Raw genomic sequence first — 22549 nt, forward strand, 5'->3', positions numbered from 1 at the left:
AGGAAATGGATTGCGCGACTTACGACCACGGCGCACCTCCGGTTGCTAGGGTGGACGCCACGGACGCGCGCAGGGCGCGTTCAGATTCTTCTTGGGTCGCGAACGGGGGGCCTCGGGTTTCGGGCCACAGTCGCCTTGAGTTGTACAAAATGCACAGATCCCCGATTGCAGCGGGTACTGTCCGTACATTTTCGGATTGCATCAGCAGCGGCAGATCCGGCAGCGGGGCTGCCGTTGTCACCGCGCACAGCGCGCAATCGGCGCATTTCGGGCAAGGCGCGGTCGGGTCATCAGTGCCTTCCTCAAGGTCCACTTCAACCCAGACCGCCCCTGCCTCCGAGCAGATCTCGATCCACATGCTGTCCCCGGGACTCGCCAGCACCGGGCCAAGCATCTGCAAAAGCAACAGGAAAATACCCACCAAACCGCACACCGCGCGGGACACGCGATCAAACAGGCTATGCGGGGGGCGGACGGTAGGCATTGAGAATCCAGCTCGGCGTTCTTTTCTGAAACTTAGGGGATTCTTTCAGGCGGAAACTTGACTTAGGTCAGGTGCCTGAAAATTTGCACCTACCCGTCGGCCTCATCCATCAATCCACGCAGCCACCGACCGGCCAGCCATGCCGCAGGAATACCCAGTGGAATCGACCAGAGGATTGCAGGCACCGGTTCGATTGCGCCGAACCCGACGCTGTGCAGGATAAGCCCGAGCAAAAACAGGTTGATGGCCACGGTCAACGCCGTGGCCGGATACAGCAGAATGGCCAGTTTCCAAACTGGCCATTTCCCCTCAGTGGCTGGTTCCTTCCGAGAAGGTGATCTTGTTCCAGACATTGTATTTCCCCGAAGGTTTGCGCATCGGCAGGCGGCGGATTTCCTCCAGTGTCTGCGCGTCATAGACGATCACTGCGCCGTCATCTTCCCAGATTGAAACCAGCGCGTGGCTGCCATCTCTGGTGAACTCGACATGGGCCACGGTCTTGCCCGGTGCAGGGCGCAGGGTCTTTACGATTTCAAGGCTTTGCTTGTCGATGACGTGCATCGCGTCCTTGTTGGGGCCAAAGAAAACATCGGCCCAGACATAAGGCGAATTCTCATGGCTGCGCATGAAGAACCCGGGCCCTTCGGTCTTGATCCGTTTGACGGTTTCCCAGCTTTCCATGTCGATCACCGACACGGCGCCGTCTGTCAGGTGCGGCGTAGCCATCACGGTCGTATCGCCGTGTTTCCATGTGATCCCCGAGCCCAGATGCGGCATTCCGGGCAAATCCAGATCGGCCACCTTGTGCCCGATCACCAGATCAATCACTTGCCCGCCCTTGCCATCGCGGGACGCCCCCATGACATATTCATAACTCTGGTCGAAAAAGAAATCGTCCAGATAGTCAGCTGTGGTGATCTTGCGCACAGGGAATGGATCAGGGTTCTTGAACTGGCCTTCGATGCGGAAATCATGACCAAGCCCGGATTGCGGGGGATTGGCGCCGTAGAACACTTCCCAAATCTCGGGCACATCCTTCAGCGCCAGAACAAAGCTTTCCCGCGGAGGGGCCTGGTAGACTGCAGAGACGCGGCTGGGCAGGCCCTTCTTGCTTTTGACCTCGATGACCTTTGCGACGGAAAGGTCTTCGGTGGACAACACCGTCAGGCTGTTGGGCAGGTAGTTCGCCACGGCCACCCATTTGCCATCGCCCGACATGGCGATGTTGCGGCTGTTCAGGCCGGCACGCACGCGGCCCACCTGTTTCAGCGCCCAAATGTCGTACTTCTGGACCCAGCCATCGCGCGACATGATGAAAACATACCGCCCATCCGGGCTGAACTTGGGGCCGCCATGCACGGCGAAGGGGGTTTCGAACCGGTCCAAAACCTCGAACGTGTCGCCGTCCAGAACGCTGACATGGTGATCGCCGGTTTCCACAACCAAGGTGATGTTCATCGGGTCGCTGTCCCAGACGGGCGCATCCACCGGCACATATTCCTCGTCCAGCGTCCGGCTGGCCAATATCTGGGCCTCGCCCCATTCGGGGTCGGATTCCAACGGCGACTTCAACCAACCGGCCAGCTCTTCGATTTGCAGAGCATCCAGCTCGTGCGAGAAGGCCGGCATTTGTGTCGCCGCGCGCCCTTCCGCGATTACCGCAGCGACCCGGGGACCCCGCATGCGTTTGAGCGTTTCAGGGATCAGCGCGGGGCCAACCCCGCCCAGACGGTTCTCGCCGTGGCATGAGGCGCAATGTTCGGCGTAATCCGATTGGGCATCCGCCCAGGCGGTGCCCGCCAGCAACACCGAGCACAACGTACCGAATGTGAGTGTCTTAAAAGAACTGATGCGCCGGATCATGGCTTTTCCCCCGAAACGGTGTGACCTGAAGGCGTTCCCCTGCGTCATCCACACCGATTTCCTGGTTGGACAGGTAACAGGCCGGATCCTCGGCCCACGGATCACCGGTCAATTGCAGGGCGCGGATGCGGGTATTGCCGCCGCACACGTCCTTGAGTTCGCAGGCTCCGCAGCGCCCCTTCAGCGGGCGTGGGCGAGTGCGGAGCATGGCAAGCATCGGATCATCGCCGGTCCAGAGTTCGGAAAACGATTTGGTCTTTACGTTGCCCACCGTGTAGTCAGACCAGTAAGTGTCCGGATGGACCCGGCCGAGATTGTCGATATTGGCAACGCCCAAGCCACTTGAGTTTCCACCCCACGCAGCCAGGTGCGCGCGCACATGTGCAGCCTTTTCGGCGTCGAAATGCGTGCGAATCCAGTTCAGGAAATATCCGGCATCAGCGTCGTTGTTCCCGGTCACGATATCCAGCGGACGGCCGCCCGATGCGGCTTCCCAGGCGCGTTCCAGCAACAGATCCAGGCCTTTGCGCGTGCGCTGATGCGCGGCATCTTCGCCCCGGTTCTTGTCGCCGCGCCCCGCATAGACAAGATGCGACAGGTAGAATTTGTCGACACCTTCATCATCACAAAGGCTCAGCAAGTCAGGCAAGTGATGTTGCGTGCCTTCGGTCAGGCAGAACCGCAGGCCAACCTTGATGCCGCGCTTTTTACACTCTCGCACGCCGCGCAGGGCGTCCGCAAAAGCGCCCTCGACGCCACGAAACCAGTCATTCGTCGCTCCGATCCCGTCCAGCGAAATGCCGACATAGTTGAAGCCCACATCCGCGATCATATCGGCGGTTTCGTCGTAAATCCGGGTTCCGTTGGTCGACAAGGCCAGCATTGGCACCAGATCACGGGCGCGTTTTGCAATGTCGAAGAAATCGAACCGGTCCAGCGGTTCCCCACCCGAGAGGATCAGGGCCGGGACGCGAAACTGGCCCAGATCCTCAAGGGTTACCATGGCTTGCTCATGGCTGAGCTCACCTGGGAACGCGACATCCGCCGAGACGGTGTAGCAATGGCGGCACTTCAGGTTGCAGCGCCGCGTCAAGTTCCAGATAACAACCGGCTTTACCGGACCGGGGCGCCGTTTGCGCACCGGTGTCGGCTTGACCAGCTGATGCATGTATTCGGTCAGGCGGAACATGTTTCAGCCTTTCTGTTTCAGGCGCAGCCCGGTCTTTTTCAGGATGCGCGTGGAATAGAGGATGTCGCTGCCGCAGCAGGCCGATCCCAGAATCGCGGCAATCTGGCCGCGTTTATCTTCGACCTCATCGCGCGAGCTGCCGTGGACCATGGCGAACAGGTTGTAGGGCCAGTCGGGCAGGGCGCGGGGCCGTTCATAGCAATGGGTGACGAAAGGCAGTGCCCCGATATGAGCGCCCAGTTCGGTGATCAGGTCATCCTGCACGTCCCAGACGGTCATGCCGTTCGACGTCATGCCCAGCTTGTAATGGTTGGGGGCTGCCGCGATCCGTCGGATCACCCCGCGCGCCTTCAGCGCGGCCAGCCGGTCCAGCAGGGTGGCCTCGCTCAGGCCCAGATCGGCAGCGACCTGCGCATAGGGCGCGACCACCAAGGGCAGTCCACCCTGGAGCGACTCGATAATCTGTCTGTCTGTTGCGTCGATCATGCCGCCACCCGGAAGCCGATGAAAAATTCCTGAAGTTTGGGGAAACGGAGAACACGGATCCCCGTTTCCCGTTCGATGGCATCGGCGGTGGCCTCGATCCCCTCGGGCGTTTCGGTGGCCAGCACGAACCACATGTTCAGCCGATGCGTGCGTTCATAATTATGTGCCACCTCGGGATGTGCATTGACTTTGGTCAGGACGGTTTCGAATTCTTCGTCTGGAACGGCCATTGCGCAAAGGCAGAAAGCCCCACCCATGGCCGCGGCGTCAAAAAACGGACCGAACCGCGTGATGACGCGGTCATTTTTCATGCGGCTCAGACGCGACAGCAATTCCGCCTCGGACAGGCCAAGCTCTGTGGCGACGGTTGCGTAAGGGCGCGAAGTAAGCGGCAGATCCTCTTGCATACGATTCAGGATCGCTCGATCCGTTTGGTCCAGCGTCATGCGGCGACCTCCTTTGCCTGAATCAGCGCGCCGGTCTGTTTGAAACAGCGGGTTGAGAACAGGACCTTGTTCCGTGCGCCGGCCAATTCGGGCAATGCAATCGCACCCGCCAGAACATCCAAAGCCTCATTGCGTGTACGGGCGTGGATCATGGAATACAGGCGATATGGCCAGACATCGGGAACCGGATTACGCTCATAACACAGGGTCACCCCCGGGAAGGCGGCCAAAGCCGGACCGGCGGTTTCAATCTGTTCTGCCGGCAGGTCCCAGACCACCATCGCATTGGCCGACCAGCCAAGCGCCCGGTGACGCACAATGACGCCGAGTCGCGAGATTATTCCGGCGGCATGCAGGGCTTCGACCCGCTCCATCACGTCGGTCACATCCCGTTTCAGCGAACGAGCCAGAGCGGCATAGGGTTCTGAGACCAAAGACAGCCCGGAACTCAGAGACTGTAGCAGGCAGCGATCGCCCTCGCGCATGACGGATGCATCGACCTTTCGCGCCGTAGGTACGTTTTTGACTCCGCCAGTCATGCGAAAACCAAGATCCACGTTGAAAGGGCGTACCAGCCGCAGGTCCAGCACCTGCAATCCGGTGGATCGACTGATCCGCGCCAGAGTATCGTTGACATGCGTGCGGTCCGGTCCGGTCGCAACAAACCACAGGTTCCACGCGTCTTCGCGTTGATAATTGTGATTCACGCCGGGTTCGGCATCGATCAGGGCGGCAACCTCCTCCAACCGATCTTCCGGAGCCGCCACGGCAGCCAGGGTGCTGGCCGTCACCGCGCCGGGTGTGATGGTGGCGCCAACCCGTGTAATACGGCCCGTGGCGCGCATCCGGGACAAGCGATGAATGACTTCTGCTTCGTCCAGCCCGAGTGCGTTACCCAGCATCTGGAACGGTCTCTCGGTGATCGGGAAGTCGCGCTGAAATTCGTCCAGCAGGCGACGGTCGATCGGGTCCGTGATATGTCGCATCGTTTACAGCCCCGTTCTGTGCGCACGGGCGGTGAAGAAGATGCCAGACGGGCTGTCGGCGTCGATCTCGCGCAGTTTTTCAAAACTGTGCGTGTCGTAGACCATGACCTTGTTGGCGTCGCGCACGCTGATCCAGACTTCATGCCCGCGCGGCGTGAACTCCATGTGCAAGACTGCGGGGCCGGGCTTGAATTCGTGGATGATCTGTTTGCTGACACTGTCGATCACCTGAATAGTGTCATTCAGCGGGTGGGCGAAATTCACCCAGACCTGCCGTCCATCGGGGCGGGCCATGGCAAAGACCGGTTGCCCGTGGGTTTTGGTCCGTCCCGTTTCGGTCAGAGTGTCGGCGTCGATCCACAGAACCTCGTGATGGCCGACAGCGGGCAAAACGAACTCTCGGCCCGTCAGCGCCCAGCCTTCCAGATGAGGCATCTTGTAGACCGGCATTTCTTCCTGACCACGCCCGTAATCGGGAAGAACCCGGATCGGTTCGGGTGTTTCGGCCCACAGATCCAGCGCGGTCAGGCCGTCCTCGCCAAACAGACCGGTGATATAGGTGCGGCCATTGGCAGTGATCAGCGCGTCATAGGGGTTCTTGCCCATGTCTGGGATCTTGGTGATCTCTGGTGTGCCTTTTGCGAAATCGGCAATCCAGGTTTCCCCAGTGTCCCACATCGTGAAAACGAACCGCCGACCCGGCGCATCGACCAGGCCGATGGTTTTGCTGTCGGTCGGGATGTCAGCGACCATCTCAAGCGTGTCCGCATTAAACACACGCACGCCGCCGGGTTCGTAATTCGACACGGCCACAAGCTTGCCATCGTCCGAAATCGCCCCGCCGATGGCGTTGCCGGCCTGCACGACGCGGTTCACGATCTGGCGGGTCACGATGTCGATCTTGGTCAGCCCGCCGTCGCGGCCAAACACATAGGCAAACCGTTCATCAGGCGAATAGACCAAAGACGCATGCGACAGATCACCCAATCCCTCGATCCGGGCCAGAGCTGCACGGTCGGATTGATCCACAAGAAGCACCGAGCCCTTGGCGCGTTCGATGACCAGACCAAGGTCGCCTGTCGCGGTCGGTTCAGCCTGCGCTGTGGTGATCATCAATGTGGCTGCAAGGCCAAGAATGAAATGTTTCATTGTGCCTCCTGTTCCAGCAGGTAACGGGCGATCCATTCGGCCTCTTCTTCACTGATCAGGGGCCGCCATGGGGGCATCGCGGTGTCGGGGATGCCGTCAAGGATGACGCTGGTCAAAACATCCGCGTCGTAATGTTCAAGTGTCTCACTGCGCAGATCGGGACCAAGACCGCCTTTCAAGGACAGGCCGTGACAGGAACCGCAATCCTGATGCACAAGTCTTTTCAGGGTATCGGGATCGATGACATCCGCCGCGAAAGCAGAGGTCGCGGCCAGAACGGCAATGGTCAGACAGGTTCGCGCCGCCCACCCCGAGCGCCCCGGCGATCTGTCGGTGCATGTTTGGACAATCCCCTGATCTCGTCTTCCCAGCTTAGCCATGGGCCTGTTCCAGAAGCTCGGCCACAGGCCGTTCGGCATAAAGCGAAACCACCTTGCCAATGATAAACAGCGTCGGCGCCTTCAGGTCGGCCGCGCGAACATCCGTGGCCAGCTGGTCAAGCCGTGACACAAGACGACGCTCATCAGGTGTCGTGGCCTTGCCCACCGCCAGAACCGGCGTCGAGCCCGGCAGGTTTTCGGTCATCAACCCCATGGCGATCTGACCGATATTGGCGACGCCCATGTAGACCACCAGTGTCGAGTCCGGATCGGCAAGACGTTTCCAGTCAAGATCCAGTACTTTGTCGGCCTGCCGATGCCCGGTGACATATTGAACCGAAGTCGCCAGCCCGCGATGGGTCAGCGGCACACCCGTCGAACAAGACGCCCCCTGGGCTGCCGTGATGCCCGGTGCGTATTCGACAGCGACACCGCGGGCCATCAGATAGGCAGCCTCTTCCGAGCCGCGACCAAAGATCATGGGGTCGCCGCCTTTCAGCCGGGCAACCGTGTGACCTGCGCTGGCTTCTTCAAGCAGTATTTCGTTGATGCGGTCCTGCGGAACGGTGTGGCATTTGGGGGCCTTGCCGACAGGGATCAGCCGGGCGCCTTCCGCGTGCAAGTTCAGAATGTCGGCGGACACCAGCCGGTCATAAACCACGACATCCGCTTCTTGCAGCATCCGCAGTGCGCGCAGGGTCATCAGCTCGGGGTCGCCGGGGCCTGCGCCAATCAGAAAAACCTTACCGCTCATGTGCAAACTCGCTTGGTCTGAAAGTCTTCGAGACCCGGTATCCCATGCAGATCCGCTGCGTTTGCAAGACGTTGCTGGGTAGGCCGGGCGTGTCATGGGGGAAGATTGGCCCAATCGAAAACCAACCTCCTTGACATAAGTTAAGGAGCGCGGGATTTGCGCCCGCGCTCCTTCATCTTGCCTGTATTGTGCCTTGTTTCAGGGTTCGACGGTGATCATTCCGATCATGTTCTGTGTCTCCCAATGCGGGCCGCACAGATAGTCCTGTGGGCCGGGCGTGAGAAAGGTCAGTTCAACCGATTCCTCGGGGAACAGCCGATCACTTTCAGGTTGGCTGCCATCCTTCAACAGAACGGAATGGCTGGTGCGTTTGTCGACGTTCACCCATCGGACAGTTGTGCCTGCCTTCACCGTCAATTCGGATGGGCAAAAATTGTATTTGTACATCAGCACCACTTCGGCGTCTTCGACGGCCGACGAAGGCTGACCGAACAACTCGACATAGCGCTCTTCGGCCTCGGCACAGATTTCGGCGGTTTCGTCCGCCCAGGCGGGCGCGGCCAGAAGCAGCAGCGCGGGAAGAAGGCGAAGGGGTTTCATGGTCCATGTCTCCTTTCCAAAAGTGGCCGGGGCCGGTTTACCCGGCCCCGATCCGTCATTGTTTGACTACGTTGATGAACGCGCTGTCATCATCCAGCGCCAGGCTGGTATTCAGCGTCACGTGGTGGAACCGTGCGGCGGTAAAATCGTCGTGGATGGCAAAGCCAACGGTATAGGTTTTGCCCGCCTCCAATGGCACATCACCGGGCGCGCCCGAATTCAGGGGGCGTGTAAACACCACGGTCCACATGCCACCGGACAGTTCGGCCGATGCGGCGATTTCACCATCATTGACCACGCGCTGCTCCAACAGATAGCCATTGGTGGCGCTTCCGTCGGCGTAGACACGCATCAGGTCAAGATAGGTGCCGTCGGCCAGATACTGCTCGATCTGTTCCTCGGCCTTCAGCTTGTCCCAGCCCCCCAGGGCCTTGCCGCGGCGACCTTTGATCTCAACATCCGTGCGGCTTTCGCTGATGTACTTGGTAACGGTGTCCGTGGCATTGAGGCGACCGGTAACATCCGCATTGGCGGCGATCGCATCCGCTTCGGGCGCAAAAGGCATATAGGTGTTGTCGGCGTGGCACGAAGCCCAGCATCCCACCTGATCGCCAAGCTCGATACCAGTGCCGGTAATCATCATGGCAACCTTGATCTGGTTGTCCGGGTCCATCTTGCCGCCATCGACGAACGGGGCAGGGTTGTGACCCGCGTCCGGCCATTGCAGGCGAATGTACAGGTTTTCGTCGTCATGCGCCGCCTGAACGGTTGCGTCGATGACACCGCGTTTGCCCGGAATCGGGGTTGGCTCAAGATCTCCACCCGCAACGATCTTGTTGCCGATGGTGTCCAGTTCCTTGGCGTGACAGGTGGTGCACTGATCCCCGCCTTTGGTCAGGGGGCGCGCGCCACCATGGAACTTGCCATTCTGGACCCATTCAAACGAGGCCTGACCAGGGTAGAAGAGTTTCAGATCCGCCGCGGCCACTGCGTTCCAGTCGATGTTGGACCCAACGTCGCTTGCTCCGCCAGAGGGCGCCGCGGCGTCTTCACCGGAGGTTTTTGCGCGTTCTTCCTCTAAAGCAGCGTCAACAGCCGCTGCGATCTGGGCTTGAACGGCCTCTTGCTGAGCCTTTTTGGCGGCTTTTTCTGCTTCTGCTTCAGCGGCCTCTTTGGCTTCGATCTTTTCGAGACTGGCCAGATATTCCGGAGGGATGGGCCGGATGAAGTCCGGGTTCGGTGCTTCAAGCTTTTCCAGATACTCTTCGTCCGCCCGGTCGCGTGCATCCGAGTGTGCAATCCCCTTGTGGCAGTCGATACAGGTTTGTCCTACAGTCATCGCATTGAGGTGCTGCTGACGGGCGCGTGGTTTCTGGAATTCGGGCATCATCGATTCGAAATCGTGACAGTTGCGGCATTCGCGCGAGTCTGTGGCCTTCATCCGCTCCCATTCGTTCATGGCCAGATGTACACGTTTGGCCTCGAACTTTTCACGGGTGTTGATGGTACCGACCATCTTGCCATACAGCTCTTTGGACGCCTTGATCTTACGGATCATCTTATGGGTCCAGTCTTTGGGCACGTGGCAGTCGGAACAGACAGCCCCCACGCCCGACCGGTTCACGTCATGGATCGTGCCGGTGTATTCTTCGTAAACAAAATCTCGCATCTCGTGACATGAGATACAGAATTCCTTGGTGTTTGTGGCTTCCATTGCGGTGTTGAACCCGCCCCAGAAGATGATGCCGGCGGCAAAGGCCCCGGCGATACCGGCCACAGGCATTCCCCATAGGAAATACCGGCGCCAGATCGGTTTTTTCTTTTCCGGTTCGGAGGTCATATCCGGGCTCCGTTTTGGCTGTATTGTCTGGCCCTTGGTGGCAGGCCGGTGAGTTTGGCTGATGACTCAAACAAGGAAAGGGCGGGCGAGGGGCCCGCCCTTTCCTGTAGTCGTCCTGACCTCGTCAGGTGACGTGGTTCGACCGGTTGTAGACGTTGAACTTGCCGGTCGGGGCGTAAAGCCCCTCAATCCGACCGATTTCTTCCAGCGTCTTCGCGTCGAAGATCACGATCTGACCGTTGGGTTCCTTCGAGTCTGACAGGTTCCACTTAGAGACCCAGACCTCGGTGCCATCCGCGTTGAATTCGAAGTGAACAGCGGCGCTGCCTTCGTCTTCGGTGATCTGGATGGTTTTCACGATCTCACCGGTCTCTTTCGAGATGACCTGCACAGATTGCTGAATCTCAGGCTCCGGGTGCTTGGTCTGGTCAGCCCAGATGTAGTCCGAATTCGGGTGGGTGCGGACAAACAGGCCGGGGCCGTCGGTTTCCACTTCGTAGCAGATCTTCCAGGCATCATCCGGGCGGTTTTCCGGATCGTTCCCCCAGACAGTCACGGTGCCAACGCCAAGGTGGGTTGTACCAGCGACAGGACCGCAGTTCGGGTCGACCCAGTTGGCGCCGGGACCGGGGTGCGGCAACGCGGCTGTGTCGATCATCGCCTCAAGCTTGTGGGTTTCGGTATCGACCACCACCATCTTGTTCGACGCGTTTGCGGCGATCTGGAAGTAACGGCCTGTCGGGTCAAAGAACCCGTCATGCAGGAACTTGGCGCTGTCGATCTTGTCGATCCGCAGGTTGTCCAGATCGGTATAATCGACCTGCCACAGCTGTCCCAGTTCTTTCACTGCAACGATCCAGGTGGGTTCGTTCGGAGTGGTGTAGATGGCAGCCACCCGGGCTTCTTCCACATACTCGCCGTCAACGTTCACGCCGCGGGTCGATACGACCTTGACCGGTTCCATGGTCTGGGCATCAACGATTGCAAAGTGCGGCGGCCAGTAGCCACCACCGATGACGTATTTACCATCGCCGGAAACGGCGACGTCACGGGCGTCATATGCAATCTTAACTTCGGATACCAACATCTTGTCCGGCGTCTGCCAAAGGTCGATCTTGGTCATCTTGCCGTCGCGACCCATGGTGTACCAGAACCGGCCAGGCTGTTCAGGCTCTTCCAGCGAGTGGTGCTCGGATGCTTTCAGAACGTGCACTGCATAACCGGTGGGGATGTGCGTCAGCACTTCTTTGGTGTCGCCGTCGATCACGGCCACCTTGCCGACGTCACGTTCGATGACGACAAAGAAGTTTTCCCAGTTGCGGCCGTGCAGCGGCTCGGTCGGATAGTCCTCTTCTTCGACATAGACCTTACGCGTCGCCATCATCTGTTCCAGCGACATTTCAGGTGGTTTTGGCGGCTCCATCATGATGTAGGTCGCCATATCCTTGATTTCCTGCTCGGTCATGATGTCCGAGAAGTTGTTCATGCCGCCTTCGGTACCCCAGGCGATAATCTTTTCAAGACGTTCCTGCCCCAGTTGGAGGGTGCCGCCTTCTGTTACTGTGCCGTCGGCTGCGGTCTTTTTCCAATGCGGTTCCAGGTTTTTACCCGTGGCACCTTTGCGCAAGACGCCGTGGCAGCCTGCGCATTGTTCGAAATAGAGCTGTTTAGACGATTCAAAGGCTTCTTCGCTCAAAGTTGGCTCTTCGGCGAAAGTCGGAGCAGCGACGCTGCCCAACAACATTGCCAATCCGACCCCGAAGGCGCGGCCGGGTTTGTTGTAGCTGATTCCAAGTGACATGATCACTCTCCATATGCGTGGTGAGGCGGTGTCGAGAGTGAAACATCACGTGGATGTCATCCTTGACCAAAGTCAACGGGAAGGGCGCAGACCAGGCACTTTGGACAGAAAATACGGATCAAAACCCCCAATAAAACTTGTGTTTTTCACACATGTTTAAGCCCGGTCTTGATTTTGGTTAAGGGCGCCGGGTCTTGTGGGCACTACACATTGTTCAACGGCGGAAAAAGCTATGGAGAGCAGGCATGACAGCTGTAATCGCGCGTGTTTTCAGTGAAGGGTTCCGGGTCTTTTTTCTTTCGGCGGGTCTTTACGGTATGTTTGCAGGGGTCGCGTGGGGCGTATGGTTGGCGTCGCTCGACGGGCTGATGCCCTACATGGAACAGAGTTACGCGATGCCCCCGGTGATGTGGCACGCGCATGAGATGATTTTCGGGTATGCAACGGCCGCCTTGGGGGGGTTTTTTCTGACCGCCGTGCCGAACTGGACCGGTGCGCCCGAGGCGCGGGCCCGTTTTATTACGCTTGTCGCATTGATCTGGATGGCCGGGCGTCTGGCGGTCTGGTTTTCCGGAGTGTTGCCACCCTTGTTCGTCGCTGTTGTGGACCTAAGCTTTGTTCCCATTCTGGCGCTGAAGATTGCCAGCCAACTGGTTCGTCGGCCAAAGCCCCAGAATATGGTGTTTCTGTATCTTCTGGTTCTGATGTTGGCCTCGAACGTTATGGTTCATTTGGAATGGATGGGGGTCACGGTGGATACGCTGAACACCGGCATTCGGGCCGGGCTTTTGACCTTGTGTTCGATGATCGCGATCCTGGGTGGCCGGATTACGCCGGCTTTTACACGCAATGCCATGAAAAGAGCGGGTCAACCCGAAGCATCGTGGCCGGTATCCGTGGCCAGGCTGGACAGGGCGACGATGATTCTGGCGCTGTTGCTGCCCCTGCTTGTGCTTGCACTTGATGTCGGGCCTGTTGCGGGGGCCGTTGCTTTGGTGATGGGCAGTGTTCAACTGATGCGCATGGCGCGTTGGAGAACAGGCTGGGCCTTGCGTCAACCGATCCTGATCGCGCTGCATCTGGGTCTCGGGATGCTGGCGCTGGGTCTGATTCTCTGGGGGTTGGCTGCCATCGGGATGGGAAATGAGATCGGCGCGCTCCACGTTCTGGGCATTGGTTGCGTTGGCGGCATGACCCTTGCCGTAATGAGCCGCGCCGCCTTGGGCCACAGCGGCCGCCCCCTTGTCGCGCCAAAGCCCATGGCGATTGCCTATGGCTTGATGGCGGTTGCAGCGCTTGTGCGTTGGCTGGGATCCGACATGACAGGAGGGTACATGACGGCGATGCTGACTGCGGATGGATTTTGGATCGCAGCAATGGGGCTGTATCTGTTTGCCATGTGGCCTGCCCTGACCGGCCCCCGCGCCGTGCAACAGTCCTGAAGTCTGTTCGGGCGGCGCTTATCGTTTAGCAATCAGAGGCCGCTCATTCTTGATATGACGATGGACCAAGGCACGAGCGCGTTTCCCTTTTTCCGGTATCCGTCGTGCGGCCAGCGGAACGTAATTGCACTGATCCAATTCGGGGAACAATTCAAGAATTTCCGCCCGTGCGTCCGGGTGAACACTGGACAAGGCCTGCGCGCCGGTAAGCAGGCTTTCGGAGGGTGCGCCTTCCGCATAGATGATTTCGTGACGGTCGAACAAAAGATGGACATAGGTCACAGCACAGGTGTCATCAGCGATTGAAATGCCGGGCACGCCGACAAGAATGTGAGCAGGAACAAGAACCTCTTCGGCGTCGAACATTCTGACGGCAATCGGCGACCGGACCAGCATACGGTGTTGCGGTGACACGAAAAGATCACGCTGGGGCAAGTGATCACCCAGTGAACCGGCTTGGATCCGGATGGGCTTCAGCCTGGGACGGGCGCGAAGCGCTGCTTGGTCCAGATGCCGCGTGCCGATCCAGCGTATGTGTTGCAGTCCGTTGTCCGCGGTGACGACCGCGTTACCCACCTTCAAATCCTCGATAGTCCTCGGACCTTTTGGAGTCATTATCAATGTTCCGGCTACGAAGCACGGCACGTCAATGATAGTAGTCGGATCTGTTGTGTCAGGAGCATTGGTCGGCGTAACATTCACGATGTTCATCGAGTATGTCGTGCCGGGCACAAGGGGTTCAGAGGTTATGTAACCACCCAAAGTTCCGGCAACTTCCACACGATAAACTGTAATCGTACCCCCGCCTGGTTTGGACAGAATATAGGATTCTTCCAGGTAAATTGGGCCACTAAGAAAGGTGGTCGAGCCATCAAGGGTGGTGATGGTGCCGGTCTGCGTCAGATCATCGCCGTCTTCGTTGTCGAAGCGGTCACCGTTGAAAACATCGCCAGTATCGACAATGGGTGGTCCGCCGCCGTTTTGAATAAATCCACCGGCTGCGTCTGTCACGCTGAACAAACGACGATCCGTGTCAGGATCAAAATTGACATCCAATGTAACCGTATCCGGCCCAATCGTATTCACCGTGATTACGCCGGGCGTATAACCGATATAGGAATAGTTTGCCATTTTAACCCATCACTCTTTGACGCGGAATTTACACTTGTTCTCTCAAGCGCTTGGATAGCTCTGCCATACTAAAATGTCGACGCGACATTCCTCACGATTGGTTAAGATATCAAGGCGAACCCCAGGCTTTTTCGTGGTTCTTGCTGTTTGTCAGGCATCTGACCTCGTTCCAGAGCATACTTGAGAAGTCTTGACTTTCGTTAAGGCACTGCCGCGTCCCGCCCGTCATGTTGCTGACACTAGCTAATCTGCGCAAAGGAGAGCGCAATGCGAGACGTCATGACAAAGAGCATGGCCCGCAATATTTTTTATGGCGGGTCACTGTTCTTCATTCTTATCTTTCTGGCCCTTTCGGCCCATTCCCACTGGTATATCGTCAATTCCGAAAATGCCGCAAAGCTGGATGACAGTGTGGTCCGGGGCAAGCATGTCTGGGAAAAACACGCGTGTGTAAACTGTCATTCGATTCTGGGTGAAGGGGCTTACTTTGCTCCGGAAGTCGGCAACGTGATGACCCGCTGGGGCGTGCTGGACGACCCGGAATCAGCCTTTGAATCCCTCAAGGGCTGGATGGAAGCACAACCGACCGGCATTCCCGGTCGTCGGCAAATGCCCAATTTCAACCTCAGCGACGAAGAACTCCGTGACCTGACCAACTTCCTGATCTGGACGGACAACATCGACGCGCAGGGCTGGCCGCCCAACGAGGCAGGCTGAGAAAGGGAACGAAACAATGAAATACGAATCCCAAAAAATCGCCTATGCCTACTTTGCGGTAGCCATGGCGTTGTTCGCGATACAGGTGATCGGCGGCCTTCTGGCCGGTTTCATCTATGTATTCCCCAATTTCCTGAGTGAGCTTCTGCCGTTCAACATCGTGCGGATGCTGCACACCAACTCTCTGATCGTCTGGCTGATCCTGGGTTTCTTTGGCGCGGCCTACTTCCTGATCCCGGAAGAAGCCGAGCGCGAGATCCACTCGCCCAAGCTGGCCTATCTGCAACTGATCATCCTTGTTGTCGGTACATTGGGCGTGGTCGTCACCTATGTCTTCAACCTGTTCGAAGGCAACTGGCTGCTGGGCAAAGAAGGGCGTGAGTTCCTGGAACAGCCCAAATGGGTCAAGGCCGGTATCGTCGTGGCTGCATTGATCTTCCTTTACAACGTGTCGATGACCGTTCTGAAAGGCAAGAAGACAGCCATTACCAACATCCTGCTTCTGGGCCTTTGGGGTCTGGCGCTGCTGTTCCTGTTCGCCTTCTACAACCCGGGCAACCTGTCGCTGGACAAGCAATACTGGTGGTATGTCGTCCACCTGTGGGTCGAAGGTGTGTGGGAACTTATCATGGCCTCGATCCTGGCCTATCTGATGCTCAAGCTGACCGGTGTGGACCGTGAGGTAGTCGAAAAATGGCTATACGTCATCGTCGCCGCCGCGCTGTTCTCGGGCATCCTTGGCACAGGTCACCACTATTACTGGATCGGTACGCCTGCATACTGGCAGTGGATCGGTTCGATCTTCTCGAGCCTCGAGGTGATCCCGTTCTTTGCGATGATGGCCTTTGCCTTCGTCATGGTCTGGAAAGGCCGTCGTGACCACCCCAACAAGGCCGCGCTGCTGTGGTCGCTGGGCTGTGCTACGCTTGCGTTCTTCGGTGCCGGTGTCTGGGGCTTCCTGCACACGCTGCACGGGGTGAACTACTATACCCACGGCACGCAGATCACCGCAGCCCACGGTCACCTGGCCTTCTACGGCGCCTATGTCTGCCTCAACCTGGCGATCTTCAGCTATGCGATGCCGATCCTGAAGAACCGTGATCCCTACAATCAGGTTCTGAACATGGGCTCGTTCTGGCTGATGACCAGCGGCATGGTCTTCATGACCTTCGTGTTGACCTTCGGCGGCACCGTGCAGACACATATGCAGCGCGTGGTCGGAGACTACTTCATGGACGTACAGGACCAGATCGCGATCTTCTACTGGATGCGTCTTGGCTCTGGTCTGGTCGTTGTCCTCGGGGCGCTGCTGTTCATCTATTCGATCTGGGTTCCCCGCAAAGAGGTCATCGAACCCGGCGCGGCTGAAACCCCTGCGGAGTGATGGATATGGATGGCTCCATGAACCTGAAAGAGGGGGCGGCAAACGCCCCCTTCTACCTGCCCCAGGGCGATGAGTGCGACGTCTTCAACGCCGCTTACAAAAACGACCTGCCGGTTCTGCTGAAAGGCCCGACGGGTTGCGGCAAGACCCGGTTTGTCGCCCATATGGCCGCGAAGCTTGGCCGCCCGCTTTATACAGTGGCCTGCCACGACGATCTCGCTGCCGCCGACCTGATCGGGCGCTATCTGCTGAAGGGCGGCGAAACCGTCTGGGTCGATGGCCCCCTGACCCGCGCGGTGCGCGAAGGTGCGATCTGCTATCTCGACGAGGTGGTCGAGGCCCGCAAGGACGTGACCGTGGTGCTGCACCCGCTGACCGACGATCGGCGCATCCTGCCGATCGACCGCACCGGGGAAGAGCTTGAGGCCGCGCCCGGTTTCATGCTGGTGGCGTCCTACAACCCCGGCTATCAGAACATCTTGAAAACCCTGAAACCTTCGACCCGCCAACGGTTCATCTCGTTGGAGTTCGACTTTCCCTCGCCTCAGATGGAAGCCGAAGTGGTCGCGCAGGAAAGCGGCCTGCCGCTGGAACGCTGTAAGCCGCTGGTGCGGTTGGCGGGCAAGCTGCGCGGGCTCAAGGGTCAGGACCTCGAGGAAGGCGTGTCCACCCGGCTGGTCGTCTATGCTGCGACGCTGATCGCGCAGGGCATGTCCACCGACCGCGCCATCCTTGCCGCCATGATCGAACCTCTGACCGATGACGAGGATATCAAACGCGGGCTCCTCGATCTTGTCACCGCCGTCTTTGGGTGAGGCCGGCGATGGTCAGGATCGACTTTGAGCCATGGGAACCCGAAGAAACCATCGGGAAACTGTGGCACACCCTTGCCAGCCGCCTCGATGCACCCCAGGTGCATGTTGGAGCCGCGGTCGACCTTTCCGAGGTCGCGGGGCGGCTGGCAGTCCTCTTTCGGGGGCTTGGGGGTAGTCCGGGCGTTGAATTGCGCCCGGTCTCACCCGAGGTTTCGCGCCACCGCCTGAGTTGGCGCCGCAAACTTGCAACCGAAGTGGAATTGATGCCGCGCGCCTCGTTCGACGGAGAGATTTTGCGTCTGCCCGACCGTCTGGCAGTATTCCCCGCGCGCGAGGCAAACGGCGCGCTCTATGTCTGGTTGGCCGCCGCCGCGGCCCATGCCGGAACCCGAATTGACGAAGAAGATCCTCTGCGTGCCGACCTGCGTGCCTTGATCGCCGCCCGGCATATGGTCGAGGCGACTCTGGACGATGCGCCAGGCTTGCGTCCGCTGTATACCGAGCTGTGCAAGGGTGTGCTGTATCAGCGCGACATCCCCAGCCTGCCGCCTGCCGAGGCCGCGGTCGAAGAACTGATCCGTCATATGCTGGGCGATCCCAAGCCCCTGTCGGGTCAGGCCGAGCACCTTCTGGCACTTGACGACGACCTGATCGCCCCGCGCGGCTATCAGCCGTTGCGCCCGGTTCCCCTGTGGCCGGAGTTGCGCGCAGTTGGGTTCTCGGAACACAACGAGGTTGAAAACCCCGATACCGAAGGCCCGCCAGAGGAATCTGGCGAAAAGACACACCGTGCCCGGCGCCGCAAATCGGATCAGGCCGAGCGCAGCGACAGTTTCATTCTGCACAAGTTCGAAGCCATCCTCAGTTGGGCCGAGTTTCTGAATATCAACCGCCGCATCGATGACGACGATCCCGACAACGCCAAGAAGGCGGCTGACGATCAGGAAGAGATCGGTCTTGGTCAGATCTCAAAGGCGCCGCCTACCAGGTTGAAGCTTCACCTTGATCTGGCGCCCGAAGACGTCAACCGCGAACGCCTGTCAGGCCGTATTCTATATCCCGAATGGGACGTGCGGACGGGTCAATACCTGCCGGATCATGTGAACGTTCTGCTTTCGGATGCCGATATCCGCGACGATGCTGCCGAGTTCGGCAAGGATCCGGCCACTGCGCGGCGCATTCGTGCCGTCAAGCGCCAATTCGAGGCACTGCGCCCGGGGCGCGTGATGACCCGGGGCCATCTGGACGGGGACCAGCTGGATATGGAAGCCGCCGTTCGGGCGCAGGTTGACCGCTGCGCAAATGGTGAAGGGACGGAACGCGTCTGGATGCAATCCCGCCCCGAGGCCCGCGATCTGGCGGTGTCAATCCTTCTGGATGTCAGCCGATCCACCGAAAGCGCGGTCACAGGCCGCGCCGTGATCGATATCGAACGCGAGGCGCTGGCGGCCTTGGCCTGGGGCCTGAATGCTTGCGGTGACGATTTCGCCATTCATGCGTTCAGCTCCCTCAAGCGTCAGCGCGTCTATGTGCAGCGTTGCAAACGGTTTGACGAACCGATGGGAACCAAAGTTGAACAGCGCATCGCGTCGCTGCGCCCCGGACATTATACAAGGTTGGGCGCGGCAATCCGACACTGTTCAGCAGATCTGGCCAGCCAGTCCCGCAAGCGCCGATTGCTGCTGGTCATTACCGACGGAAAGCCAAACGACCTGGATCACTACGAGGGGCGCCACGGCATCGAAGATACCTGCATGGCCATACGCGAGGCGCGCCGGGCCGGACAGTCGGTGTTCGGCGTTACCATCGATAAAACCGGCAAAAGCTGGTTTCCGCGCATGTTCGGGCAGGGCGGTTTCGCCGTCATTCCAGATCCGCATCGCCTGACCATGGCCCTGCCGCAGATCTATCGCCAGTTGGTCGGCGGATGAGTGATGCCCCTCTGATCGACGAACTGCCGGGCGAGTTCCTGATGTGGGTTCTGATCATTTCGGAACTGCTGGTCTTTGGCGCGGGGATGATCGCCTTCATGGGGGTACGTCTGACCGATCCGGCGGGCTTTGCCGAGGCGCAGTCGCATCTGCATCGCACGGGTGCGGCCTTGAACACGGCGGTATTGGTGACATCCGGCTATCTGGCCGCACAGGCGTTGCATTGGCGGCGGAGCATGCAACGTTTGCGGGCCCGTTTGGCGTTGATCTTTGCCGCGCTTCTGGGTGTCGTGTTCCTGATCATCAAGGGTACGGAATACGCCGACAAGGCGTCTCAGGGGATAGGATACGAAACGCATCCATTCTTTCTGTTCTACTATATGCTGACCGGCTTTCATGCCGCGCATGTCCTCGCCGGGGTTGGAATTCTGTTGCTGGTGTCCTGGCGCGACGACCCCAGTAACGTCGAAGCGGGCGCGCAGTTCTGGCACATGGTGGACCTGGTCTGGATCATGCTGTTTCCAGTGATCTATCTGCTGGGATAGTCGGATGCCCCAACCTTCATCTTTGACGAACAGTTCACGTCAGAGGTCGCCGAACTCTCTGACCCAGGCGTGGCTTGGGCTTTTGGCACTCAGCGTGGGATCCGCGCTGCTGACCTTGATTGGGGCACCGACCGCGATCATTGCTGGCGGTATCCTGTTGTTGGCGCTGATCAAGGCTCGCGTGATCCTGAAACACTATCTGGATTTGGAGAACAGCCAAAGCTGGCTGCGTGGGTTCACCATGGTGTTGACGGGATTTTCAGTAGTGATCTTTGCGCTCTACCTGATCTGAGGCAAAAAATGCCGCCCCGAGAGGCGGCATAAGTCAAGCAAAGGGGGGTCTGATTACTGAGCGGCCTGTGGGATCCGCGCGATCTGACAACGCTGCCAGAGCGCTGACAAAGCACCGACCAGATGATCGATGTCCTCATCTGTGTGGACCGGGGACGGCGTGATCCGCAAACGTTCGGTGCCTTTGGGGACAGTGGGATAGTTGATCGGCTGGATATAGATGCCGAATTCTTCAAGAAGCGTATCCGAGATGAACTTGCACTTCAGCGGGTCGCCCACCATCACCGGGATGATATGGCTGGGGTTCGGCAGATGCGGTATCCCTTCCGCATCCAGACGGGCGCGCACCTGATCCACACGGGCTTTTTGCAGATCACGCTCGGCGCTTGACTGTTTCAGATGCCGGATAGATGCGGCAGCACCGGCCGCGATCGAAGGCGGCAGGGCCGTGGTGAAGATGAAGCCGCTGGCAAAACTGCGAACGAAATCGCACAGCGCTGCGGAGGCTGCGATGTAGCCGCCAACCACGCCGAAGGCCTTGCCCAGCGTGCCTTCGATCACGGTCAGGCGATCCATCAGGCCCTCACGCTCGGCAATGCCACCACCGCGCGGGCCATAGAGGCCGACGGCGTGAACTTCGTCCAGATAGGTCATCGCGCCGTATTTCTCGGCCAGGTCGCAGATTTCCTTGATCGGCGCGATATCACCATCCATGGAATAGACGGATTCAAAGGCGATCATCTTGGGCGCGTCGGGGTCGGCGGCGGCCAGTTTGGTCTCCAGATCCGCAAGGTCGTTATGTTTCCATATCACCTTCTGCGCCCGTGAGTGGCGGATGCCTTCGATCATCGAGGCATGGTTCAGCGCATCAGAGAAAACGATCAGACCGGGGATCTTCGCAGCCAGCGTTCCCAGAGCGGCCCAGTTTGATACATAGCCCGAGGTGAACAGCAAAGCGGCCTCTTTGCCATGGAGATCTGCCAATTCTGCCTCAAGCAGAACGTGGTCATGCGTCGTGCCCGAAATGTTGCGCGTTCCGCCCGCACCGGCGCCACAACGCTCCAGCGCATCGTGCATGGCGTTGATGACCGCAGGGTGTTGCCCCATTCCAAGGTAGTCATTCGAGCACCAGATACGCACATCCCGCTGGATCGAACCATCGGTCTGGCGAGCGTTCGGGAAGGCTCCGCAACGTCGCTGCAAGTCGATGAAAACCCGATAGTTCCCTTCATCTTTCAAAGCGTCGAGGCTCTGGCTGAAAAATCGCTCGAAATCCATCTGACATGCTCCCCGGATAACTGGCTGTGAACCGAACCTAGGACAGCGACGGGCCCCGTGACATGACAATTGTCAAGTTGATCTTCAAGAAAAAGGCTGGCACTGCCACGCCGGCTTTGGCATAGCAGGGCATTGGGGATGATATCCCGGGCCATCGCCCGGACTGGATGAAGAAGGGAGTGCCTTCATGTCACACGAGGCACAAAAGGCGATTGCGCGGCAGTCTCTGCTTCTGCGCAGCTTGCCGGATCAGCATGTGGATACATTGCTGCGGCAAGCGATTTGGCGGCAATATGACCGTGGCGAGACGATCTTTCTGCAAGAGGAAGAAGCCAAGGCCGTGCACGTCGTGCTGGCGGGTTGGGTCAAGCTGTTCCGTATCTCTCCGACCGGGGCAGAAGCGGTGGTGAGCGTTTTCACCCGCGGAGAAAGCTTCGGTGAGGCCGTTGCGCTGCGCAACGTGCCGTATCCCGTGTCCGCCGAAGCCGTCTCAGCCTGTGAAGTGATGCATATTCCCAGCCCGGTGTTGCTGTCCCTGATGAAGGAAGACCCGGAAATCGGCGTTTCAATTCTGGCTGCGACGTTCACGCATCTGCATGCTCTGGTGGCGCAGCTGGAGCAATTGAAGGCGCAAACCGGGGCGCAACGCGTTGCAGAGTTTCTGTTGAACCTGTGCGATCGCGAGTCCGGTCGCTGCGAGGTGGAACTGCCTTACGACAAGATGCTGATCGCCGGACGTCTGGGGATGAAGCCCGAAAGCCTGAGCCGCGCGTTTTCGCGGTTGAAACCCATTGGCGTCAAGATCAACAGGAACCACGCGGATATCGCCGACATGGACGATTTGCGCAACTACGCCGAAAGCGACACCAGCGAGAGGTGATTGATCACCGTCGACCGGACCCTTTGACGTTGCAAATTCACGGAAAGCCCGTGATCCGAAACTGGCCCGCTTCAACGGGGGCTCCAGTCGGACGCTTTTGCGCGTGACCGGCTGTCTTCCACGCTTTCCAAAACCTCACTATCCTGATCAGCAGTGC

23 protein-coding genes are annotated in these 22549 nt (G+C 59.0%); 8 read left to right on the forward strand and 15 right to left on the reverse strand.

Going from position 1 to position 22549, the window contains the following annotated elements:
• Window positions 1-19 precede the first annotated feature (19 nt).
• The 13 genes from ACR0FB_RS03455 to ACR0FB_RS03515 form a co-directional block, all read right to left on the reverse strand.
• Complete coding sequence (locus tag ACR0FB_RS03455) at window positions 20-484, reverse strand: DUF2946 family protein (RefSeq protein ID WP_216600140.1); 465 nt, start codon at window positions 482-484, stop codon at window positions 20-22.
• 89 nt (window positions 485-573) lie between these two features.
• Window positions 574-837 (reverse strand): hypothetical protein, encoded by a 264-nt coding sequence (locus ACR0FB_RS03460; RefSeq protein WP_171169778.1) that lies wholly within the window; start codon window positions 835-837, stop codon window positions 574-576.
• Window positions 794-2347 (reverse strand): nitrite reductase, encoded by a 1554-nt coding sequence (locus ACR0FB_RS03465; RefSeq protein WP_171635881.1) that lies wholly within the window; start codon window positions 2345-2347, stop codon window positions 794-796. Before ACR0FB_RS03465 ends, ACR0FB_RS03460 begins: the two co-directional genes overlap by 44 nt.
• Entirely contained in the window at window positions 2322-3536 is a 1215-nt protein-coding gene (nirJ, locus tag ACR0FB_RS03470; RefSeq protein WP_171635883.1) for a heme d1 biosynthesis radical SAM protein NirJ, read from the reverse strand. The genes ACR0FB_RS03465 and nirJ overlap by 26 nt, the downstream gene beginning before the upstream one ends.
• A gap of 3 nt (window positions 3537-3539) precedes the next feature.
• Window positions 3540-4022 carry a siroheme decarboxylase subunit beta gene (gene ahbB, locus ACR0FB_RS03475; RefSeq protein WP_171723688.1) on the reverse strand — a complete coding sequence of 161 codons (483 nt, stop codon included), beginning with the start codon at window positions 4020-4022 and terminating at the stop codon, window positions 3540-3542.
• On the reverse strand, window positions 4019-4468 hold the full coding sequence (locus ACR0FB_RS03480; RefSeq protein WP_171635888.1) for an Lrp/AsnC family transcriptional regulator: 450 nt from the start codon (window positions 4466-4468) through the stop codon (window positions 4019-4021). Before ACR0FB_RS03480 ends, ahbB (ACR0FB_RS03475) begins: the two co-directional genes overlap by 4 nt.
• Entirely contained in the window at window positions 4465-5454 is a 990-nt protein-coding gene (gene ahbB / locus ACR0FB_RS03485; RefSeq protein ID WP_171635890.1) for a siroheme decarboxylase subunit beta, read from the reverse strand. Before ahbB (ACR0FB_RS03485) ends, ACR0FB_RS03480 begins: the two co-directional genes overlap by 4 nt.
• 3 nt (window positions 5455-5457) lie before the next feature.
• On the reverse strand, window positions 5458-6603 hold the full coding sequence (locus ACR0FB_RS03490; protein ID WP_209834039.1) for a cytochrome D1 domain-containing protein: 1146 nt from the start codon (window positions 6601-6603) through the stop codon (window positions 5458-5460).
• Window positions 6600-6983: a c-type cytochrome gene (locus tag ACR0FB_RS03495; RefSeq protein ID WP_171723690.1), complete on the reverse strand. Its 384-nt coding sequence runs from the start codon at window positions 6981-6983 to the stop codon at window positions 6600-6602. Before ACR0FB_RS03495 ends, ACR0FB_RS03490 begins: the two co-directional genes overlap by 4 nt.
• Window positions 6976-7737, reverse strand: a complete 762-nt coding sequence (cobA, locus tag ACR0FB_RS03500) for a uroporphyrinogen-III C-methyltransferase (protein WP_171228836.1) — start codon at window positions 7735-7737, stop codon at window positions 6976-6978. Before cobA ends, ACR0FB_RS03495 begins: the two co-directional genes overlap by 8 nt.
• 198 nt (window positions 7738-7935) lie before the next feature.
• Entirely contained in the window at window positions 7936-8337 is a 402-nt protein-coding gene (locus ACR0FB_RS03505) for a cupredoxin domain-containing protein (protein WP_171635896.1), read from the reverse strand.
• 55 nt (window positions 8338-8392) lie between these two features.
• Window positions 8393-10177, reverse strand: coding sequence for a NapC/NirT family cytochrome c (locus ACR0FB_RS03510; RefSeq protein ID WP_480620049.1), 1785 nt, complete (start codon window positions 10175-10177; stop codon window positions 8393-8395).
• Window positions 10178-10301: 124 nt separating this feature from the next.
• Entirely contained in the window at window positions 10302-11978 is a 1677-nt protein-coding gene (locus tag ACR0FB_RS03515; RefSeq protein WP_171635900.1) for a cytochrome D1 domain-containing protein, read from the reverse strand.
• A gap of 245 nt (window positions 11979-12223) precedes the next feature.
• On the opposite strand from ACR0FB_RS03515, the gene ACR0FB_RS03520 reads away from it, so the two are divergent.
• Window positions 12224-13420, forward strand: a complete 1197-nt coding sequence (locus ACR0FB_RS03520) for an NnrS family protein (protein WP_209834035.1) — start codon at window positions 12224-12226, stop codon at window positions 13418-13420.
• Between the two features lie 18 nt (window positions 13421-13438).
• Here ACR0FB_RS03520 and ACR0FB_RS03525 read toward each other — a convergent pair whose 3' ends face one another.
• Window positions 13439-14551 carry a Hint domain-containing protein gene (locus tag ACR0FB_RS03525; RefSeq protein WP_253285008.1) on the reverse strand — a complete coding sequence of 371 codons (1113 nt, stop codon included), beginning with the start codon at window positions 14549-14551 and terminating at the stop codon, window positions 13439-13441.
• 267 nt (window positions 14552-14818) lie between these two features.
• Here ACR0FB_RS03525 and ACR0FB_RS03530 point away from each other — a divergent pair, with 267 nt between their 5' ends.
• From ACR0FB_RS03530 to ACR0FB_RS03555, 6 genes are read left to right on the forward strand one after another with little or no spacing between them, the layout of a single operon-like run.
• The gene (locus ACR0FB_RS03530; protein WP_152460362.1) at window positions 14819-15268 is read left to right on the forward strand and encodes a c-type cytochrome; all 450 of its coding nucleotides are present in this window, start codon (window positions 14819-14821) and stop codon (window positions 15266-15268) included.
• A 16-nt stretch (window positions 15269-15284) separates the two neighbouring features.
• Window positions 15285-16652, forward strand: coding sequence for a cbb3-type cytochrome c oxidase subunit I (locus ACR0FB_RS03535; RefSeq protein WP_152460361.1), 1368 nt, complete (start codon window positions 15285-15287; stop codon window positions 16650-16652).
• 5 nt (window positions 16653-16657) lie between these two features.
• Window positions 16658-17467: a CbbQ/NirQ/NorQ/GpvN family protein gene (locus ACR0FB_RS03540; RefSeq protein ID WP_371732252.1), complete on the forward strand. Its 810-nt coding sequence runs from the start codon at window positions 16658-16660 to the stop codon at window positions 17465-17467.
• Between the two features lie 8 nt (window positions 17468-17475).
• A complete protein-coding gene (locus ACR0FB_RS03545; RefSeq protein WP_480620051.1) occupies window positions 17476-19398 on the forward strand; it encodes a nitric oxide reductase activation protein NorD in 1923 nt (640 codons plus the stop codon).
• Entirely contained in the window at window positions 19395-19943 is a 549-nt protein-coding gene (locus ACR0FB_RS03550; protein ID WP_480491317.1) for a cytochrome c oxidase subunit 3, read from the forward strand. Before ACR0FB_RS03545 ends, ACR0FB_RS03550 begins: the two co-directional genes overlap by 4 nt.
• A 4-nt stretch (window positions 19944-19947) precedes the next feature.
• Window positions 19948-20235, forward strand: a complete 288-nt coding sequence (locus ACR0FB_RS03555; RefSeq protein ID WP_480620053.1) for a cytochrome C oxidase subunit IV family protein — start codon at window positions 19948-19950, stop codon at window positions 20233-20235.
• A 53-nt stretch (window positions 20236-20288) separates the two neighbouring features.
• On the opposite strand, the gene hemA is transcribed toward ACR0FB_RS03555, so the two are convergent.
• On the reverse strand, window positions 20289-21512 hold the full coding sequence (gene hemA, locus ACR0FB_RS03560) for a 5-aminolevulinate synthase (protein ID WP_480620055.1): 1224 nt from the start codon (window positions 21510-21512) through the stop codon (window positions 20289-20291).
• Between the two features lie 187 nt (window positions 21513-21699).
• Here hemA and ACR0FB_RS03565 point away from each other — a divergent pair, with 187 nt between their 5' ends.
• The gene (locus ACR0FB_RS03565) at window positions 21700-22392 is read left to right on the forward strand and encodes a Crp/Fnr family transcriptional regulator (RefSeq protein WP_171635915.1); all 693 of its coding nucleotides are present in this window, start codon (window positions 21700-21702) and stop codon (window positions 22390-22392) included.
• Window positions 22393-22549: the final 157 nt, after the last annotated feature.

The organism is Ruegeria sp. P10 (genome assembly GCF_056534925.1).

Excerpts from the sequence above, each read along its gene's own strand:
- ACR0FB_RS03550 (WP_480491317.1), top strand. The coding sequence starts at position 19,395 with ATGAGTGATGCCCCTCTGATCGACGAACTGCCGGGCGAGTTCCTGATG.
- ACR0FB_RS03545 (WP_480620051.1), top strand. The coding sequence starts at position 17,476 with ATGGTCAGGATCGACTTTGAGCCATGGGAACCCGAAGAAACCATCGGG.
- ACR0FB_RS03525 (WP_253285008.1), bottom strand. The coding sequence starts at position 14,551 with ATGGCAAACTATTCCTATATCGGTTATACGCCCGGCGTAATCACGGTG.
- ACR0FB_RS03555 (WP_480620053.1), top strand. The coding sequence starts at position 19,948 with ATGCCCCAACCTTCATCTTTGACGAACAGTTCACGTCAGAGGTCGCCG.
- cobA (WP_171228836.1), bottom strand. The coding sequence starts at position 7,737 with ATGAGCGGTAAGGTTTTTCTGATTGGCGCAGGCCCCGGCGACCCCGAG.
- ACR0FB_RS03460 (WP_171169778.1), bottom strand. The coding sequence starts at position 837 with ATGTCTGGAACAAGATCACCTTCTCGGAAGGAACCAGCCACTGAGGGG.
- ACR0FB_RS03535 (WP_152460361.1), top strand. The coding sequence starts at position 15,285 with ATGAAATACGAATCCCAAAAAATCGCCTATGCCTACTTTGCGGTAGCC.
- ahbB (WP_171723688.1), bottom strand. The coding sequence starts at position 4,022 with ATGATCGACGCAACAGACAGACAGATTATCGAGTCGCTCCAGGGTGGA.
- hemA (WP_480620055.1), bottom strand. The coding sequence starts at position 21,512 with ATGGATTTCGAGCGATTTTTCAGCCAGAGCCTCGACGCTTTGAAAGAT.
- ACR0FB_RS03530 (WP_152460362.1), top strand. The coding sequence starts at position 14,819 with ATGCGAGACGTCATGACAAAGAGCATGGCCCGCAATATTTTTTATGGC.
- ACR0FB_RS03505 (WP_171635896.1), bottom strand. The coding sequence starts at position 8,337 with ATGAAACCCCTTCGCCTTCTTCCCGCGCTGCTGCTTCTGGCCGCGCCC.
- ACR0FB_RS03480 (WP_171635888.1), bottom strand. The coding sequence starts at position 4,468 with ATGACGCTGGACCAAACGGATCGAGCGATCCTGAATCGTATGCAAGAG.
- ACR0FB_RS03565 (WP_171635915.1), top strand. The coding sequence starts at position 21,700 with ATGTCACACGAGGCACAAAAGGCGATTGCGCGGCAGTCTCTGCTTCTG.
- nirJ (WP_171635883.1), bottom strand. The coding sequence starts at position 3,536 with ATGTTCCGCCTGACCGAATACATGCATCAGCTGGTCAAGCCGACACCG.
- ACR0FB_RS03465 (WP_171635881.1), bottom strand. The coding sequence starts at position 2,347 with ATGATCCGGCGCATCAGTTCTTTTAAGACACTCACATTCGGTACGTTG.
- ACR0FB_RS03515 (WP_171635900.1), bottom strand. The coding sequence starts at position 11,978 with ATGTCACTTGGAATCAGCTACAACAAACCCGGCCGCGCCTTCGGGGTC.
- ACR0FB_RS03495 (WP_171723690.1), bottom strand. The coding sequence starts at position 6,983 with ATGGCTAAGCTGGGAAGACGAGATCAGGGGATTGTCCAAACATGCACC.
- ACR0FB_RS03510 (WP_480620049.1), bottom strand. The coding sequence starts at position 10,177 with ATGACCTCCGAACCGGAAAAGAAAAAACCGATCTGGCGCCGGTATTTC.
- ACR0FB_RS03540 (WP_371732252.1), top strand. The coding sequence starts at position 16,658 with ATGGATGGCTCCATGAACCTGAAAGAGGGGGCGGCAAACGCCCCCTTC.
- ACR0FB_RS03520 (WP_209834035.1), top strand. The coding sequence starts at position 12,224 with ATGACAGCTGTAATCGCGCGTGTTTTCAGTGAAGGGTTCCGGGTCTTT.
- ACR0FB_RS03490 (WP_209834039.1), bottom strand. The coding sequence starts at position 6,603 with ATGAAACATTTCATTCTTGGCCTTGCAGCCACATTGATGATCACCACA.
- ahbB (WP_171635890.1), bottom strand. The coding sequence starts at position 5,454 with ATGCGACATATCACGGACCCGATCGACCGTCGCCTGCTGGACGAATTT.
- ACR0FB_RS03455 (WP_216600140.1), bottom strand. The coding sequence starts at position 484 with ATGCCTACCGTCCGCCCCCCGCATAGCCTGTTTGATCGCGTGTCCCGC.